The 16,446-nt window shown below is 57.8% G+C and carries 16 protein-coding genes; 5 read left to right on the top strand and 11 right to left on the bottom strand.

The features are described 5' to 3' along the window. Positions 1–31: 31 nt before the first annotated feature. The 3 genes from N7220_RS09920 to N7220_RS09910 form a co-directional block, all read right to left on the bottom strand. Positions 32–502 carry a SixA phosphatase family protein gene (locus N7220_RS09920; RefSeq protein ID WP_283151293.1) on the bottom strand — a complete coding sequence of 157 codons (471 nt, stop codon included), beginning with the start codon at positions 500–502 and terminating at the stop codon, positions 32–34. A 17-nt stretch (positions 503–519) separates the two neighbouring features. Beyond that, the gene (gene ppk1, locus N7220_RS09915; RefSeq protein ID WP_390901580.1) at positions 520–2,601 is read right to left on the bottom strand and encodes a polyphosphate kinase 1; all 2,082 of its coding nucleotides are present in this window, start codon (positions 2,599–2,601) and stop codon (positions 520–522) included. 215 nt (positions 2,602–2,816) lie between these two features. Next, the gene (locus N7220_RS09910; RefSeq protein WP_283151292.1) at positions 2,817–3,089 is read right to left on the bottom strand and encodes an oxidative damage protection protein; all 273 of its coding nucleotides are present in this window, start codon (positions 3,087–3,089) and stop codon (positions 2,817–2,819) included. 256 nt (positions 3,090–3,345) lie between these two features. On the opposite strand from N7220_RS09910, the gene ugpQ reads away from it, so the two are divergent. Continuing rightward, positions 3,346–4,092, top strand: a complete 747-nt coding sequence (gene ugpQ, locus N7220_RS09905; RefSeq protein ID WP_283151291.1) for a glycerophosphodiester phosphodiesterase — start codon at positions 3,346–3,348, stop codon at positions 4,090–4,092. A gap of 498 nt (positions 4,093–4,590) precedes the next feature. On the opposite strand, the gene N7220_RS09900 is transcribed toward ugpQ, so the two are convergent. Further along, on the bottom strand, positions 4,591–5,412 hold the full coding sequence (locus tag N7220_RS09900; RefSeq protein WP_283151424.1) for a class I SAM-dependent methyltransferase: 822 nt from the start codon (positions 5,410–5,412) through the stop codon (positions 4,591–4,593). 262 nt (positions 5,413–5,674) lie between these two features. Between N7220_RS09900 and N7220_RS09895 the strand changes: the two genes are divergently transcribed. Next, positions 5,675–7,048 (top strand): HD-GYP domain-containing protein, encoded by a 1,374-nt coding sequence (locus N7220_RS09895; RefSeq protein ID WP_283151290.1) that lies wholly within the window; start codon positions 5,675–5,677, stop codon positions 7,046–7,048. Here the strand turns inward: N7220_RS09895 and N7220_RS09890 are convergent. Then, a complete protein-coding gene (locus N7220_RS09890; RefSeq protein WP_283151289.1) occupies positions 7,045–7,353 on the bottom strand; it encodes a GIY-YIG nuclease family protein in 309 nt (102 codons plus the stop codon). The genes N7220_RS09895 and N7220_RS09890 overlap by 4 nt on opposite strands. A gap of 90 nt (positions 7,354–7,443) precedes the next feature. Between N7220_RS09890 and N7220_RS09885 the strand changes: the two genes are divergently transcribed. After that, positions 7,444–8,823 carry an MATE family efflux transporter gene (locus tag N7220_RS09885; protein ID WP_283151288.1) on the top strand — a complete coding sequence of 460 codons (1,380 nt, stop codon included), beginning with the start codon at positions 7,444–7,446 and terminating at the stop codon, positions 8,821–8,823. A gap of 33 nt (positions 8,824–8,856) precedes the next feature. Then, entirely contained in the window at positions 8,857–9,348 is a 492-nt protein-coding gene (locus tag N7220_RS09880) for a M48 metallopeptidase family protein (protein ID WP_283151287.1), read from the top strand. A 94-nt stretch (positions 9,349–9,442) separates the two neighbouring features. Here the strand turns inward: N7220_RS09880 and N7220_RS09875 are convergent, their stop codons facing one another. The 5 genes from N7220_RS09875 to N7220_RS09855 all read right to left on the bottom strand — a co-directional run bounded on the left by N7220_RS09875 (position 9,443) and on the right by N7220_RS09855 (position 13,246). Further along, positions 9,443–9,760, bottom strand: a complete 318-nt coding sequence (locus tag N7220_RS09875; RefSeq protein ID WP_283151286.1) for a BON domain-containing protein — start codon at positions 9,758–9,760, stop codon at positions 9,443–9,445. Between the two features lie 205 nt (positions 9,761–9,965). Then, a complete protein-coding gene (locus N7220_RS09870) occupies positions 9,966–10,577 on the bottom strand; it encodes a DUF1294 domain-containing protein (protein ID WP_283151285.1) in 612 nt (203 codons plus the stop codon). A gap of 136 nt (positions 10,578–10,713) precedes the next feature. Beyond that, positions 10,714–11,241, bottom strand: a complete 528-nt coding sequence (locus tag N7220_RS09865) for a BON domain-containing protein (protein WP_283151284.1) — start codon at positions 11,239–11,241, stop codon at positions 10,714–10,716. A gap of 265 nt (positions 11,242–11,506) precedes the next feature. Further along, positions 11,507–12,874 carry an amino acid permease gene (locus N7220_RS09860; protein ID WP_283151283.1) on the bottom strand — a complete coding sequence of 456 codons (1,368 nt, stop codon included), beginning with the start codon at positions 12,872–12,874 and terminating at the stop codon, positions 11,507–11,509. Positions 12,875–13,012: 138 nt separating this feature from the next. Then, complete coding sequence (locus N7220_RS09855; RefSeq protein ID WP_283151282.1) at positions 13,013–13,246, bottom strand: RNA-binding S4 domain-containing protein; 234 nt, start codon at positions 13,244–13,246, stop codon at positions 13,013–13,015. A 254-nt stretch (positions 13,247–13,500) separates the two neighbouring features. Between N7220_RS09855 and N7220_RS09850 the strand changes: the two genes are divergently transcribed. Beyond that, positions 13,501–14,517 (top strand): class I SAM-dependent rRNA methyltransferase, encoded by a 1,017-nt coding sequence (locus N7220_RS09850; RefSeq protein ID WP_283151281.1) that lies wholly within the window; start codon positions 13,501–13,503, stop codon positions 14,515–14,517. 246 nt (positions 14,518–14,763) lie between these two features. Here N7220_RS09850 and N7220_RS09845 read toward each other — a convergent pair whose 3' ends face one another. After that, positions 14,764–16,377: an NAD(P)/FAD-dependent oxidoreductase gene (locus tag N7220_RS09845; protein WP_283151280.1), complete on the bottom strand. Its 1,614-nt coding sequence runs from the start codon at positions 16,375–16,377 to the stop codon at positions 14,764–14,766. Positions 16,378–16,446 lie beyond the last annotated feature (69 nt).

Here is a 16,446-nt window from a genome sequence, read left to right as displayed (position 1 = left end):
AGGTGGCCTTTTTCATGGGCGTTAAATGCGCTTAGCTTTCCAGCAAATCCGGTGACAAGGTTGCCCGCAAGCAATATTGAACCGCACCGCCACGCACGCGCCGCTGAATCCACCAGATTGCGCCTTTGCGGGTCGACAAGTCCTGATCCAGGCCGGTCAGCAACAGGCCAGCCAAGCGGCCAATAGTAGGCTGATGGGCCACGATAACGGTGATGTCGCCTTCGTTACCGGCTGGCCAGCCAGTCACATCCAGATAATCTGCCGGGCCGCGTACATCCGGGTTCAGTCGGGCATCTACCAGAAAGTCACTGGATAGCGCCGCCGCCGTTTGCTGGGCCCGCAAGGCCTCGCTGGCGAAGATGCGTACCGATTGTTTGGCCAGGCGCGGCGTCAACCACCGCGCCATCTGCCGGGCTTGCTCCTGACCATGGCGCGTGAGTGCGCGTTTGAGGTCAGGTGAGCCATCTTCGGCCTCGGCATGCCGCCACAAAATCAAATCCATACTTGATCCTTGCGTACTCAATTGCGCTGCTTGGCCGCCATATCAGCCAGCAGGCCCGCCTGGGCGGAGCGCGGTTTGGCGGCGCGGGACGTCTTGCGACGATAGCGACCGTCCGATTGCATTTCCCAGGCCTGAACGTTATCGACCAAGTACGGGCGCAGGCTTTCACGAATCACCCGACGCTTGATCTTGGGGTCGAGGATCGGGAAGGCGATTTCGATACGGCGGAACAGGTTGCGGCCCATCCAGTCGGCGGACGAAAGATACAAATCTTCCTGGCCATCGTTGTAGTAGTAGAACACGCGATGATGTTCCAGGAAGCGCCCGACAATCGAACGCACGCGGATGTTTTCCGAGATGCCTGGAATCCCCGGACGCAGCGCGCACACGCCACGCACGATCAAGTGAACGGTGACGCCAGCCTGCGAGGCTTCGTAGAGCTTCTCGATGATGGTCGGTTCCAGCAACGCGTTCATCTTGGCAATCAACACGGCCTTGCGACCCAGCCGCGCGTGGGAAATTTCGCGGTCAATGGCTTTGAGGATGTTTGGTTGCAGCGTGAACGGCGCTTGCCACAGCTGATAGTGATCGCCAGCCAAGCCAAGGCCCGTGAGCTGCATGAACACATCGTTCACGTCGCTGGTGATTTCTTCATTGGCCGTCATCAGGCCAAAGTCGGTATACAGCTTGGCGGTACGAGGATGGTAGTTGCCGGTGCCAACGTGGGCGTAGCGGCGCAGTTTGCCTTCTTCGCGGCGCACGATCAGCAGCATCTTGGCGTGGGTCTTGTAGCCATAGACGCCGTATACGACGTGAGCGCCAGCGCGTTCCAGTTTGGCCGCCCAGTTGATATTGGCTTCTTCGTCAAAGCGCGCCATCAACTCAACCACGGCGGTCACTTCTTTACCGCGGCGGGCGGCTTCAACCAGCGCATCCATCAAGGCGGAGTCTGAACCGGTGCGATACACGGTCATTTTGATGGCAACGACACCCGGGTCCAGCGCGGCTTGTTGCAGCAGATCAATGACCGGAGTGAAGCTTTGGTACGGATGGTGCAGCAACACGTCGCCGTGGCGGATGGCGGCAAACAGATCGGACTGCTTGCGCAACTCCACCGGCGTGCCCGGCATGAACGGCTCGAACTTGAGGTCCGGTCGATCGACCTGATCGGGTACCTGCATCAGGCGCACCAGATTCACCGGGCCGTTGACGCGATAGACGTCCACGTCTTCCAGGCGGAACTGCTCTTTGAGGAAGTCCTGCAGTTGCAGCGGGCAGTTGTCAGCGACTTCGAGACGTACTGCGCTGCCAAACGGACGTTGCGACAACTCGCCTTCCAGCGCCGCGCGCAGATCTTTGACGTCTTCGTCGTTATCGACCGACACGTCCGAATCACGCGTAACCCGGAACTGATAGCAACCCTTGGCCTGCATGCCGGCGAATAGCTCATCCACATGCGCATGCAGGATGGACGACAGGAACACAAAGCCGTGATCCACGCCGCATACTTCAGACGGGATTTTCACAAAGCGCGGCAAAATGCGCGGCGCTTGCACAATGGCGATGCCGGAATTGCGGCCAAACGCATCGCGCCCTTCCAGTTCGACGATAAAGTTGAGCGACTTGTTCAGCACGCGCGGGAACGGATGCGATGGATCGAGCCCGATGGGTGTGAGCACCGGCATCAGTTCACGGAAGAAGAAATCGCGCACCCATTCACGCTGCGCATCAGTCCACAACGTGCGGCGGAAGAACTGGATACCTTCAGCGGCCAGCGCGGGCAGCAACACGTCACCAAACACGCGGTACTGGCGCTCTACCAGATCGTGGCATTCGCGAGTGATGGATTCAAACGCCTGCAGCGGCGTGACGCCTTCCGGCAAGAGCCGGGTGGCGGAGAGCTTCATGTTCTCTTTGAGCCACGCCATGCGCACCTCGAAAAACTCGTCGAGGTTGGAAGACACAATACACAGAAACTTGAGGCGTTCCAGCAGCGGATTGGCCTGGTCCTCGGCCTGTGCAAGCACGCGGCGGTTGAACTCCAGAAGGCCCAGCTCACGGTTGAGCATCAACTGGTTGTCTGCGGGTTTATAGTTCATGTTCATGGCATCGACTGACTGCATGGCGGTGGAGAGGATCAGCACAAAGTGTGCCGGGCGCAGGCTTGCTTTCGGTAAACACGGGTAAAGCCGGTAATACACCAAGACAAAACACGTTGCCGGAACACTTGGGGCGGTACGCTTGAAAACAGTTTGCCGCGTCAACGGCAGTCACAAAGGGCCGCTAGTGCGGCCCGAATCCATACTGCGTGCGCTTAGTGCGCTGGCGGAACGTAACCCTGTACGGAGTCCGCGCCAGAGCCAAAGAAATAGTTTTCAAGCTGCTGTTGCAGATACTTGCGTGCGCCAGGGTCTGCCAGATTCAAACGGTTTTCGTTGATCAGCATGGTCTGGTGTTTCACCCAGGCTTGCCATGCTTCTTTCGACACGTTTTCCCACAGACGCTTGCCCAGATCACCCGGCACTGGCGGAAAATCCAGACCTTCTGCCTCGCGGCCCAATTTGACGCAGTTGACGGTTCTGCTCATTTTGCTCTCACTAAATGCGATATTGAATGACACCCATATTGCCGCAGCATGACAAAACCACGCTATCAGGCAAAAACCATAGCCCCATACAGGCGGCAGTGCAGTTTCGGGTAAGCCTGCCAGTATACACCGCGTACCCGTTCAACCTGGCATGGCACGCGCCACAGCGCTAGTCCGGGCAAAGGCACCGACACGGCAATGGAACAATCCGTGCGGCATAATCGTCTCACCCTCTTTTGCTGCGCGTGGAATGATCATGAGCACATGGCCTTATCCGTTTCTGTTTGCCCACCGTGGTGGCGGCGATCTTGCACCGGAAAATACCCTTGCCGGCATGATCAAAGCCGTTGAGACCGGTTTTGGTGCAGTGGAGTTCGACGTCAAACTCACCGCGGACGACGTCTGCGTGCTGTTGCATGACGATACGCTGGAGCGCACCAGCGACGGCTTTGGTGCCATGGCGAGCAAGCGCTTTGCCGAATTAAGCGGCATCGATGCGGGCAGCTGGAAAGACCCGATCTACGCCGGCACGCCGATCCCGGCATTTAGCGACATCGGCTTGTACTGCGTGCGTAATGGTTTGCACGCCAATGTGGAAATCAAACCCTGCCCCGGCCGCGAACTGGAAACCGGCCGGCTGGTGGCGCAGGACGCCGCGTTGCTCTGGCAGGGTGAAGCCGTGCCGCCGCTGTTATCGTCGTTCTCGTATGAAGCCTTGCAGGCCGCCGTGGCGGAAGCGCCGTGGTTGCCGGTGGGGTGGTTGATCGATGAATGGGAACACGACTGGCGCGAGCGCTTGCAGACGCTGGAAGCGGTATCGCTGCATTGCAATCAGCGCTTGCTGAATGCGCAGCGGGTGGCTGAGGTACGGGATGCGGGGTATCAGTTGCTGGCGTATACGGTGAATGGGCCGGAGCGGGCTTTACAGTTGAAGAATTGGGGAGTGAGCGGAGTGTTTACGGATGCGTTGGGGGTGATGCGGGGTGTTGAGGGGTTGGAGTGAGGTAAATGGGATGCGGGGCGCAACGACAGTCCGCGCATCCTTATATGTTTGGATTCAAACCTGATATCAAAAGATCGTTTTGTTAGTGCCTGCGGCACGTTTGCGAAAAACATTTGATACCCGGGGGTGCCCGGGAGCACGTTACCTTTCTTTGCTTCGCCAAAGAAAGGTAACCCAAAGAAAGGCGACCCGGGACGCTAGCGTCCGACGGGGCCCAAGGTCAAAAGCCGAGCAAACCATCTGTTTGCAAGGGGCCTTTGTGCGCATCCACCGTTTGCAAACCCAATCCCCGTAGCCCGGATGGAGCGCCAGCGGGAATCCGGGGTGACCAAGCGTCAACGAACCACAGACATTTGAAGTTGCCGATACCGTTCCCCGGATTCTCGCTGCCCCGCTGCAACTGTCATATGTAATATGCTGGAGCTTTGTGGGCGTACCCCAGAAGAGCACGCTTCATCCGGGCTACATCACTACTTGCCGACCCCGCTCAACCCTCAATCAATACACAAACCGATACCGCATTTCCCCCAGATTCAACTCATCCAGAATCGCTTCGGACCGTTCTCTGGCGTTGCGCGGACGTTGGGTGGTTTTGCTGGCGATGATCAGTTCGTTCTTCATTGAATGCTCCCAACCCACCAGTTCGGTCACCGTGACTTGGTAGCCGTGGGCCTCCAGCAGCAGGCAACGCAATACATTGGTGATCTGGCTACCAAATTCACGGGTATGGATCGGGTGGCGCCAGATTTCCGAGAGCGCGGTTTTGCCGAAGGACTGGTTTTTCAGCTTGCGCAAAGTGGCGGCGACTTCGGCCTGGCAGCAAGGCACCAGCACGATATGGCGGGCGTTTTTCTGCAGCGCGAACTTGATGGCGTCGTCGGTGGCGGTGTCGCAGGCGTGCAATGCGGTGACCACGTCCACTTCAGCGGGCATGGCGGTGGAGGTCATCGATTGCTCGACCGATTCATGCAGGAACGACATGCGTGGAAATGCCAGCCGTTGCGCCAGCTCGCGGGAGCCGCTGACCAGCGCTTCGCGGGTTTCGATGCCGTAGATATGGCCGCCGCTGCGTTCCTTGAAGAACAGGTCGTACAGGATGAAGCCCAGATACGACTTGCCCGCGCCGTGATCCACCAGCGTTACATCGTCGTGTTGTGCGAGCACGTCTTTGAGCAGCGGCTCGATAAAGTTGAACAGATGGTAAATCTGCTTGAGCTTGCGGCGGCTGTCCTGGTTGAGTTTGCCGTCGCGGGTCAGGATATGCAGTTGCTTGAGCAGTTCGACCGACTGGCCGGGGCGAATTTCGGGGATGGTGTTCACAGCGATCTCTTTAAACGACAAGACCGGCAGCCGGCGCCGGTCGGTCAGACATTCCATAATCTCGAATGTCGTTGGGATAGCCATGAATTATAAAGGATTTCTTGCAGGCACCGCGCATAACCGCTGGTTTACCAGGGTTGGCGGCGTAACCGCCGGTCTGTCTGTAAGTAAAAAACGGGTTTTTGCTGCCAACCACATCATGACAAGTGTATAAGCTGACAAAAAAGATGTTCAGTACATTCCCGCTACCGGAGCCCTTGCCATGAACGATCAGTTCGTCCTTTCTCCGCCCACGATCCCGGTGGCCGAGCTCAAGCTGGCTGATCTGATGGCATCCTTGAGTTATGCACTCGATATCACCGAAGGCCAGCCCGAGGGGCATTGCATCCGCTGCTGCTGGATCGGCTTGAACGTCGCCCGGACGCTGGGCGTGAGTGAGCGCGAACAATGGGATCTCTATTACACGCTGCTGCTGAAAGACCTGGGCTGCAGCAGCAACGCCGCGCGCATTTGCGAGCTGTATCTCACCGACGATCTGGGCTTTAAACAAAGCTTCAAACTGGTTGGTCCTGGCTTGCCGCAGATTCTGGGCTTTGTGTTCTCACACACCGGCAAGAACGCGCGCTGGAGTGCTCGGCTGCAAGCCATTCTGAACGTGCTCAAGAATGGCGGCGAGATGTCGCAAGAGCTGATCCAGACTCGCTGTGATCGCGGAGCCAGCATTGCCAAGCGCTTGCGTTTTAATGATCAGGTGGCCAACGGCATTCGTTCGCTGGATGAACATTGGGATGGCTCGGGTCGCCCCGGTCAATTGGTGGGCGATGCCATTCCGCTGGCTTCACGCGTGGCGCTGCTGGCGCAGGTCATCGACGTATTTCATTTTTCTAGCGGCCGCACGGCGGCGCTGCGTGAAGTGCGCAAACGCAATGGCAAATGGTTTGATCCGGAATTGTGTTCCGCATTTGAGTCGGTGGCCAAAGATGCCGCGTTCTGGAAAATGCTGGAGTCCGATCAAATCGGCAAAGCCGTGCTGGCGCTGGAACCCGCCCAGTTTGCCGTACCGGTAGATGAAGATTATCTGGACGACATCGCCGAAGCCTTTGGCGAGGTGGTTGACTCCAAAAGTCCGTTCACCGCCGGGCACAGCCAGCGCGTCGGCTTGTATACCGATGCCATTGCGGCGGCGATGCAAATCCCGGAACCGCGCCGCCGCTGGTTACGGCGGGCGGCGTTGCTGCACGATGTTGGCAAGCTGGGCGTCAGTAATTCCATTCTGGACAAACCCGGCAAGCTTGATGCCGCAGAATGGGAAGCGGTGAAGATGCACGCCAGTTATACCGAGGCGATTCTGTCGCGCATTACCTCGTTCAGCGAACTGGCCTCGCTGGCTGGCGCGCATCATGAACGGCTGGATGGCACGGGTTATCCACGTGGCCTGAAGGGCGACGCCATCAGCATTGAAACCCGCATCATCACCACCGCCGATATCTTTGACGCCATTAGCGCTGAGCGCCCGTATCACCCGGCCATGTCGATTGAAGAAACCCTGAAGATCATGCAAGGCAGCGTGGGCCCGGCGATTGATCCCGCCTGTTACGACGCCCTGTGCCGCGTGGCGCGAGAGACTGAGGGTTAATCCGGCAAGGCGACGAACGCGGGCGCCGGATGCTGCAGGCACAAGGCGCGTTTGGCGGCAGGCGTGAGTTGCTTGATGGTGTATTCAGCCTTGGCCGCGCTGACCCGATCCGGATGGTTGATCACAGCGGCCAGCCGCACTGGCGGATTGGCCCGGGTGTAACGCGCGCCCTTACCGCTGGCGTGAGCGGCGTAGCGGGCAGCGACATCATTGGTGATGCCGGTATACAGCGCGCCATTGCGGCACTCCAGCAAATAGACAAACCAGGGTTCGGCGGCGGGCGCGGGTGGCGGGGATGTCGTCATAAAGTGTTTGCGTTCGCGCTCAAACCAGCCAATATTCGATGACTTTGATCATCACATAAAAGTGGCCCGTCGCCCATGAGCAAATCCCGCATGAACCTGACCACGGGGCCGGTGGCGCGCACGCTGTTTTTTTTCTCGCTACCGGTGCTGGGCAGCAATGTGCTGCAGTCGCTCAATGCCTCGATCAACTCGATGTGGGTCGGCCATTACCTTGGGGAAGCGGCGCTGACCGCCACCTCCAACGCCAATATCGTGCTGTTCTTTCTGCTGGGCGTTGTGTTTGGTTTATCGATGGCCAACACCATTCTGGTTGGGCAGGCGGTCGGCGCACGCAATATTGATCAGGCCAAGCGTGTGGTCGGTACCAGCGCGGTGTTCTTTATTGCGGTGTCGGTGCTGCTGGCGCTAGCAGGTTATATCTTTACCCCGCACATCCTGGATGCCATGGGCACGCCAATGGATGCCCGGCCGTATGCAGTGTCTTATCTGCGGGTGATCTTTATCGCCGTGCCGTTCATGTATCTGTACAACGTGATGATGATGACGCTGCGTGGTACCGGCGATTCACGCACTCCATTCTGGTTCATGTTGTTGTCGGCGGTGATCGACGTTGCGCTTAACCCGGTGTTGATGTTTGGCTGGGGGCCATTTCCGGCCATGGGCATTGCTGGTTCGGCCACAGCCACGCTGATCGCGCAGAGTTTCAGTCTGTTTGCCATGCTCTGGCACTTGAAGCGCCGCCATTACTTTCTGCTGTTGGGCAAACACGAACTGCATTACCTCAAACCCGATCTGGCCATTCTGCGTTCGCTGGTGTTCAAAGGCTTGCCGATGGGTTTACAGATGCTGGTGATTGCCTCATCCGCCATCGTCATGATCAGCCTGGTCAACCAGCACGGCTCGACCACGACCGCCGCCTATGGCGTGGCCTCGCAGTTGTGGAACTACATCCAGATGCCTGCACTGGCGCTGGGAGCCGGGGTGTCGTCTATGGTGGCGCAGAACGTGGGCGCGGGGCTGTGGGATCGCGTCTCGCGCATTACCCGCGTCGGGGTGCTATTCAATTTTTTGATGACTGGCGTGCTGGTCGCCGTACTGTTGCTGCTGGATAGGCTGGTGCTGGGTCTGTTTTTGCCAGATGACGCCCACGCGCTGGCCATCGCCCGGCATATTGATCTGACCGTGTCCTGGTCGTTCATTTTGTTTGGCGTAACCATCGTGCTGTTTGCCACGGTGCGGGCGACCGGTGCAGTGGTGCCACCGCTGATTATTCTCATCATCTCGATGTGGCTCACCCGGCTGCCATTTGCCTCGATCATGAGCAAGTCTTACGGCGCGGAGGCAATCTGGTGGAGCTTTCCAGTGGGCTCGGTGGTGTCGCTGGTGCTGGCGCTGTGGTACTACAAGTTTGGCGGCTGGCGCCGGGCGCGCATGGTGAGCAAACCAGAGCCCGCATCGGCGAGCGCCTAAGCAGCAGGCAAAGCACCGCGTTACAATGAGCGGATGACCGAATTACGCTACCTGGCGGCCTATCCGCCGCATCTGCAAGAACGCGTTGCCACGCTGTTGAGCAACGGCGAGCTGGGGCCGTGGCTGCAGCAACGCTACCCGGATCGCAATGACATCCAGACCGACAAAGCGCTGTACGACTATGTCACTGACCTGAAACAGCGCTACCTGAAAAACGCGCCGGTGCTGTCGCGCGTGCAGTACGACAACCAGCTTGATCTGATTGGCGGCACGCTGGGCACCAATACGTTTACGTCGCGCGTGCAGGGCAGCAAGCTCAAGCGCAAAAATGAAATCCGCGTTGCCACCTTGTTTCGTGAAACACCGCCCGAGTTTCTGAACATGATCGTGGTGCACGAACTGGCGCACCTGAAAGAAAAGGACCACAACAAGGCGTTTTACCAGCTGTGCTGCCATATGCAGCCGGATTATCACCAGCTTGAGTTCGACTTGCGCGTGTGGCTCACGCTCAAAGAACACAGCTGAACCGCTGGCGCGCTCCTGGCACAAATAAAAACGCCCGACCGATTAACCCGGCCGGGCGTTGTGTTTGGTGCAGCAGCTGCTTTAGACCTGATACTTAGTCTTTTGGTGTGATGTTGTTGATGACGTATTTCACGCCAGGTACTTTTTCGGCGATCTGGCCGGCTTGGGCCATTTGCACGCCGTGATCAACAGTACCGTCGATCGAGACTTCCGCTTTCTTGGAAGCAACAACCAGGTTGAATGCTTTCAGTTCTGGATCAGCATCCAGAGCCGATTTAACAGCAGCGGCCAGCGCTTCGTCGGAAACCGGAGCAGCTGCTGGTGCGTCAGCGGCGATGGCGCCGGTGGAAACCAGGGAAGTGCCCAGGGCCAGAGCGGCGGCGATAAGAGTGCGTGCGAGCAGTTTGTTCATTTCTTTTTCCTTGTTAACCGGATTGGGAGCAGTTGAAATCAGATCGGCAAGCACCGCGTGCGGCGCGATATTTTCCGACTCAGGCGGAAATGTATGAAGAGATCATTGCGTTTTCATGACAACTGCCGGATTTCGGCCAACAAAAATGACAATCGCGACCTCGGCTCGCTTGATAAGCGCTGCAGAAAAAGCGCGCCAGGCCGCGTCAATGCGGCATTAAGCCCATGCCGACGACCGATCCGACCTGCAACACGACCGCGATGGCAAAAACCAGCCGGAAAGAGGTCTTTACGCTTTTGTGGTTAAACAGCCGCTGCGCCAGCCAGGCGCCTGGCCAGCCCCCTGCTAGCGCCAATACTTGCAAAGTGCGCTCCGCAATCCGTCTGCCGCTACGGCGGGCCTGATGCTTGTCGATGGCATATAACACCAGGCTTAGTCCACTCAGCGCCGCCATGATTTGCAACAGCTGCATGCCATGCGGCCAGCGCAAGCAGACTGCTCCCAAAATCAGCAAACCGCTAACTGCGAGCAAATCGAGCCAGCTCCAACTGGGGCGCTTTTCTGATCGGACCGGGCGCGAGCGCGCGGGCGGCAGCCGACCTGGCCTGCTGGTGCCGATCGTCGCGGCGCTCGCCACTGGCCGACCTTGCGCATCTTTACCCGGTGCAAAGATCACCTCATCGCCAACTTGCGGGCGCCCGTTACCGGCACGTTTGATGCTCTTGATATGCAGGAAATAGCGGGCGCGTTCGGGTGTTTCGATAAACCCGAAGCCTTGTGCGTCTTGCCAGATAACCAGCGTGCCGTGTTTGAGCATGAAAAACAGATGAGAGTGGCTAAAAGTCTGCAGATGCTAGCAGAGCGCCACCGTATCGGCAGGGCCACGCCTGTCTGGCAGGCAAAAAAGAAGCGGCCCCGCAGAGCCGCTTCCTGATCTTGCAGATGTGGCCGACTCAGTTGGTTTGCATCACATTGATGTGATTGACCACGCTGGTCACGCCCGGTACGCCTTTGGCGATAGTGACTGCTTTATCCGACTCAACCTGTTCTTCAACCGAACCGGAAATGGTCACTACACCGTCTTTCTCGTGAGTTTTCAGATTAAACGCATGCAGGCTGGCATCTTTGCCCAAGGCCATTTTGACCTGACCAGCCAGCGAATCCTGCGTATCGATATGGTTGACCACGCTTTTCACGCCAGCCACTTTGCCGGCGGCATCAACAATCTGGTCTGCCTGCGCTTTGGTGGGGACCGTACCGCTCAGAGTGATCACACCCTTTTTGTTGCTGACCTTGATTTTCTTGGCGCCCAAAGCCGGATCTGCCAGTGCTGCCTTCACTTGCTTGGCCAGCGACGGGGCCGGTGTGGAACTGGTATCGGTTGCCGGCATATTGCTGTCGGCCACTGCGTTGCTGGCGAACATGGCGCAGCCAAGGGCAAGAGCCGCAGTCAACGTGGTGTGAAGAAGAAGCTTTTTCATGTTTTTTTTCCTCGAAATGCATGGACTGGAGTTGGGATTGGGCTGGATTGGTGCTTTGTGACATCGCGGCTTATAAACCAACCCAAAGTTATGCATAGGTCATGCCGCCGGGGAGTCAATCAGTATCAGCGTTCCCGGGGTGAAGGGTGGTCGTATAGGCCCCGCCACAATGAAATACGGCAAAAAATAAAGGGTTAACGCTTTTGACGTTAACCCTTTACCAGTCAATTGGCGGAGATGACTCAAGCCATTGAGCGCTGCGCGGTCAAACTACGGCCTGCCTCGCCACACGTTTTTTCCAGGCATAGCCACCCCACAACAACAGCAACCACAGTGGCACCAGATACACCGACACATCCAGCCCGGGCGTGAACAACAAAATGCCCAGAATCATCAGCATGAAGACCAGGCAAATCCAGTTGGTGAGCGGATACCAGAATGACTTGAAGGCGATTTCTTCGCCCTTGGCGACCATGGCCTGGCGGAACTTGAAGTGTGTCAGGCTGATCATGGCCCAGTTGATGACCAGCGCGGCGACAACCAGCGCCATCAGCACACCCAGCGCTTCTTTCGGGATTACATAATTAACAATGACGCAGGCAAAGGTCGCCAGCGCTGACAAACCAATCGCCAGCGTCGGCACGCCGCGCTTGTTCACTTTCAGCAGCGCTTTGGGCGCATTGCCTTGCTCAGCCAGGCCATACAGCATGCGGCTATTGGCATACACGCCGCTGTTGTAGACCGACAATGCGGCGGTGAGCACCACGATGTTCAGGATATTGGCCGTCAGCCCCGAGCCGATCTGCGAAAAGATCATCACAAACGGGCTGCCGCCTGCGGCGACCTTGCTCCACGGATACAGCGACAACAACACGGTGAGCGCGCCGATGTAGAAAATCAGAATCCGGTAGATCACCTGATTCACCGCTTTGGGAATGCTCTTGCGCGGATCATCGGCCTCAGCAGCGGTAATGCCGATCAACTCCAGTCCGCCAAATGAGAACATGATCACCGCCAGCATCATGAACAAGCCGCCAAAGCCATGCGGAAAGAACCCGCCATCGTTCCACAGATTGGAGAACGACGCTTGCGGGCCACCGTGGCCGCTCAGCAGCAGATAACCGCCAAACACGATCATGCCGATCACCGCCACCACCTTGATGATGGCAAACCAGAATTCCATTTCACCAAACAACTTCACGTTAGCAAGGTTGATGGTGTTGATTGCCACAAAGAACACCAGCGCAGAAACCCAGGTGGGCACGCCGGGATACCAGTACTGAATGTACTCACCCACGGCGGTCAGCTCGGCCATGCTCACCAGCACGTACAACACCCAGTAATTCCAGCCCGACAAAAAGCCGGGGAAATCTCCCCAGTATTTATACGCAAAGTGGCTGAAGGTACCGGCCACGGGCTCTTGCGCCACCATCTCGCCCAACTGGCGCATGATCAGAAACGCAATAAAGCCGCCAATGGCGTAGCCCAGAATCATGGAAGGACCGGCGGCTTTGAGTACGCTGGCCGAACCGAGGAACAAACCGGTGCCAATGGCGCCACCCAGCGCAATGAGCTGGATATGCCGGTTTTTCAGCCCGCGCTTGAGGCCTTCTTGTGGTTGAGATGTTTCCAAAACAGGGTTCCGTTCAAGGTGAAAACCCCGGCTACTTGGGTCGTAGGCGGGGCTTTTTTTAATGTGGCACGCGTTGTGCACAATGCCCAGTCGGGATTACGAGTACGCACGGCGCCGGATATTGATGACGATCAAGCATTACTCTTCTGCGGGTGCAGCGACGACCTGGATTAACACCTGGTCTTCTACCTGCACCTGCATGCCGGGGCGAATCTTGTTGGTTTTGCGCAGTTCCTGCACGCCGTTAACCATGACGATGCCACTGGCCACCATGGCTTTGCCCGCGCCGCCGCTATCGACCAGACCGGTGATTTTCAGCAGATCACACAGGGCGATGTATTCGGTGGAAATTTCGACTTCAAAAGTTTGCATGGTGATCAGCGCTGGGCAAAAGAAAGAATGGTAACAGGATCAGGCCGGATATTTGCGCCTCTGCCGACGTAGCGCCTGCCGCATATCTGACCAACAATTGCACATAAATACCGGTTTTTATTGCGAAACATGCGACCAGCGTGGTCCATCAAACCAGTTTGTGCGAGCGATCCCTGTTAAAATGCCCGGTTCGCGCGTTGTCAGCAAAGTCTGGCGCGTTGCTGGACTTCTTTCACTCGCCCACGGCTTACCGCATGACATCTTCCTTTACCGACCTGCTTTCCGCCGCCCTGACGGCCCGCTCCGAACTGGTTGCCCGGTTACACGCAGAACAAACCGATGCCTACCGCATGTTTCATGGCAGCGTAGAAGGCGTGGCGGGTTTGACGGTGGATCGATACGGCAACCTGCTGCTGGTGCAGAGCTTTCACGAGCCGCTGACCGCCGAACAACTGACCGAGCTTGAGACGTTTTATCATCGCAGCTTTCCTGGCTTCGCCATCATTTACAACGACCGCAGCCAGCCGAACTCGCGCATTGCCAACAAGCTGTCCAATGAACAAATGGACGCCGCCTTCGAGCCGCGTGAAGCGCAAGAACTGGGCGTGACTTACCGCATTCAGGCGCGCCATGCCGGGCAAGACCCGTGGCTGTTTCTCGACCTGCGCGCTGGCCGCCGCCGCGTGATGCAAGAAGCCGCTGGCAAAACCGTGCTGAACCTGTTTGCTTATACCTGCGGCGTGGGCATTGCTGCGGCCAAGGCTGGTGCCAAGCAAGTAGTGAATGTGGACTTTGCCGAATCCAGCTTGCTGGTCGGTAAAGAGAACTCGCGCCTGAATCACCTCGGTCACACGCTGCGCTATGTAGAAAGCGATGCCTTCGCCGCATTGCGCCAGTATTCCGGTCTGGGCCAGCCACGCGTAGTGCGTGGCAAGCGCCTGCCACCGTTCCCCAAGCTGGAGAAACAACAGTTTGATCTGGTGGTGCTCGACCCGCCGCGTTACTCCAAGAGCATCTTTGGCGTGGTCGATCTGGTGAACGACTACTCCGCGCTGTTCAAGCCGGCGCTGTTGGCCACCGCAGAAGGCGGCACGCTGATTTGTACCAACAACGTGGCCTCGGTGGATCGGCAAGACTGGTTTGACCAACTGCAACGCAGTGCCAAAAAAGCCGGTCGCGAGATTCGCGATATGGAATGGATCACCCCCGAGGCGGACTTCCCAACGCTGGATGGCAACCCGCCGCTGAAGATTGCGCTGCTGCGAGTGTAATTCGTAGGGTGGATTCGCCGCCAGGCAATCCACCATGCAATATCGCCAACACATAAACAAAAGACCCGTAGCCCGGATGAAACGTTAGCGAGAATCCGGGGCGCGATGTTGGCTAGATCAGAAATGCATCGTTCGTCTGTGCATGGCGGCCCCGGATTCCCGCCGGCGGCTCCATCCGGGCTACAAAAGCAAAAAGCCGCCATCCTTTAAGGATCGCGGCTTTTTGTTTGCCTGGCGTTTAACAGCTTATTTGCGGCTTTGCATGATACTCAAGGCCACCGCCTCGGCAATCTTGATGCCATCCACACCCGCCGACAAAATCCCGCCCGCATAGCCAGCACCTTCACCGGCCGGGAATAAACCCTTGGTGTTGATGCTTTGCAGCGTCTCGTTGTCGCGCTTGATGCGAACAGGCGACGAGGTGCGCGTTTCCACGCCAGTCAGCACCGCATCGTGCATGCCAAAACCTTTGATGGTCTTGTCGAACGCGGGCAGTGCTTCGCGAATCGCGCTAATGGCAAAGTCCGGCAATGCAGTCGCCAAGTCAGTCAGATGCACGCCGGGCGTGTACGACGGTTGCACTGAGCCGAACTCAGTCGAAGCCTGGCCTGCGATGAAATCGCCCACCAACTGGCCTGGCGCGCTGTATGTACCGCCGCCCAGCTCAAACGCGCGGGATTCCCATTTGCGCTGAAAATCCACGCCAGCGAGCACGTGTTCTGGGTAATCCACTTCCGGCGAAATCCCCACCACGATGCCGGCATTGGCATTGCGCTCGTTGCGCGAGTACTGGCTCATGCCGTTGGTGACCACGCGACCAGGCTCGGACGTTGCCGCTACCACGGTGCCGCCCGGGCACATACAGAAGCTGTACACCGAACGCCCGTTGCTGGCGTGGTGCACCAGCTTGTAATCCGCCGCGCCCAGAATCGGGTGCCCGGCATTTGGGCCAAAGCGGGCGTTGTCGATCAGCGATTGCGGGTGCTCGATCCGGAAACCGATCGAGAACGGCTTGGCCTCCATAAACACGCCCTGTTCGTGCAGCATCTGGAAGGTATCGCGTGCGCTGTGGCCAATCGCCAGCACCACATGGTCGGCCTCTATATGCTCGCCGCTGGCCAGCGTTACGCCAGTCACCTGGCCGTTTTCCAGCTGCAGTGTTTCTACCTTGCTGGAAAAGCGCACTTCACCACCGAGCTTGGTAATGGTCTCACGCATGGTTTCCACCATTCCTACCAGCCGGAACGTACCAATGTGCGGCTTGCTCACGTAGAGGATTTCTTCCGGCGCACCGGCCAGTACGAACTCCTTGAGCACCTTCTCGCCGTAATGCTTGGGATCTTTGATCTGGCTGTACAACTTGCCGTCCGAGAATGTACCCGCGCCGCCTTCGCCAAACTGCACGTTGGATTCCGGGTTCAGTTCCCGTTTGCGCCACAGGCCCCAGGTATCTTTGGTGCGTTCACGCACGGCTTTGCCGCGTTCCAGAATGATCGGCTTGAACCCCATCTGCGCCAGGATCAGCCCGGCAAACAGGCCACAGGGACCGGTGCCAATGACGATGGGGCGCTTGCTCAGGCCAGCAGGCGCTTGGGCAACGTATTTGTATTCGGTATCAGGAGTCGGGCCGACATGACGATCGTCATGAAAGCGCTTGAGCAGCGCCGCTTCGTTTTTGACGTCCACATCCAGCGTGTAGGTCAGCAGGATATTGTGCTTTTTGCGCGCATCGTAGCTGCGCAAAAAGATGGTAAAGCCGTTCACATCGCCAGCCGGAACGCCCAGTTTTTTCAGGATTGCGGCGGGCAATTCTTCTGGGGTGTGGTTCAACGGCAGCTTGATTTCAGTCAGTCGCAACATACTTGGGTCCGCATAAATGGGCGATCACAACGTCGCCAGAGCGCGCATTGTACCGGATGGCGGTTTTGA

This window comes from Silvimonas soli (genome assembly GCF_030035605.1).
GTDB lineage: Bacteria > Pseudomonadota > Gammaproteobacteria > Burkholderiales > Chitinibacteraceae > Silvimonas > Silvimonas soli.
Note: the sequence above shows the minus strand (reverse complement) of the source record. Positions and strands in the feature narration are given on the sequence as shown.

Bases quoted from the DNA above. Each gene is read 5' to 3' on its own strand.
- N7220_RS09920 (WP_283151293.1), bottom strand. From the start codon at position 502: ATGGATTTGATTTTGTGGCGGCATGCCGAGGCCGAAGATGGCTCACCT.
- ppk1 (WP_390901580.1), bottom strand. From the start codon at position 2,601: ATGAACTATAAACCCGCAGACAACCAGTTGATGCTCAACCGTGAGCTG.
- N7220_RS09910 (WP_283151292.1), bottom strand. From the start codon at position 3,089: ATGAGCAGAACCGTCAACTGCGTCAAATTGGGCCGCGAGGCAGAAGGT.
- ugpQ (WP_283151291.1), top strand. From the start codon at position 3,346: ATGAGCACATGGCCTTATCCGTTTCTGTTTGCCCACCGTGGTGGCGGC.
- N7220_RS09895 (WP_283151290.1), top strand. From the start codon at position 5,675: ATGAACGATCAGTTCGTCCTTTCTCCGCCCACGATCCCGGTGGCCGAG.
- N7220_RS09890 (WP_283151289.1), bottom strand. From the start codon at position 7,353: ATGACGACATCCCCGCCACCCGCGCCCGCCGCCGAACCCTGGTTTGTC.
- N7220_RS09885 (WP_283151288.1), top strand. From the start codon at position 7,444: ATGAACCTGACCACGGGGCCGGTGGCGCGCACGCTGTTTTTTTTCTCG.
- N7220_RS09880 (WP_283151287.1), top strand. From the start codon at position 8,857: ATGACCGAATTACGCTACCTGGCGGCCTATCCGCCGCATCTGCAAGAA.
- N7220_RS09875 (WP_283151286.1), bottom strand. From the start codon at position 9,760: ATGAACAAACTGCTCGCACGCACTCTTATCGCCGCCGCTCTGGCCCTG.
- N7220_RS09870 (WP_283151285.1), bottom strand. From the start codon at position 10,577: ATGCTCAAACACGGCACGCTGGTTATCTGGCAAGACGCACAAGGCTTC.
- N7220_RS09865 (WP_283151284.1), bottom strand. From the start codon at position 11,241: ATGAAAAAGCTTCTTCTTCACACCACGTTGACTGCGGCTCTTGCCCTT.
- N7220_RS09855 (WP_283151282.1), bottom strand. From the start codon at position 13,246: ATGCAAACTTTTGAAGTCGAAATTTCCACCGAATACATCGCCCTGTGT.
- N7220_RS09850 (WP_283151281.1), top strand. From the start codon at position 13,501: ATGACATCTTCCTTTACCGACCTGCTTTCCGCCGCCCTGACGGCCCGC.
- N7220_RS09845 (WP_283151280.1), bottom strand. From the start codon at position 16,377: ATGTTGCGACTGACTGAAATCAAGCTGCCGTTGAACCACACCCCAGAA.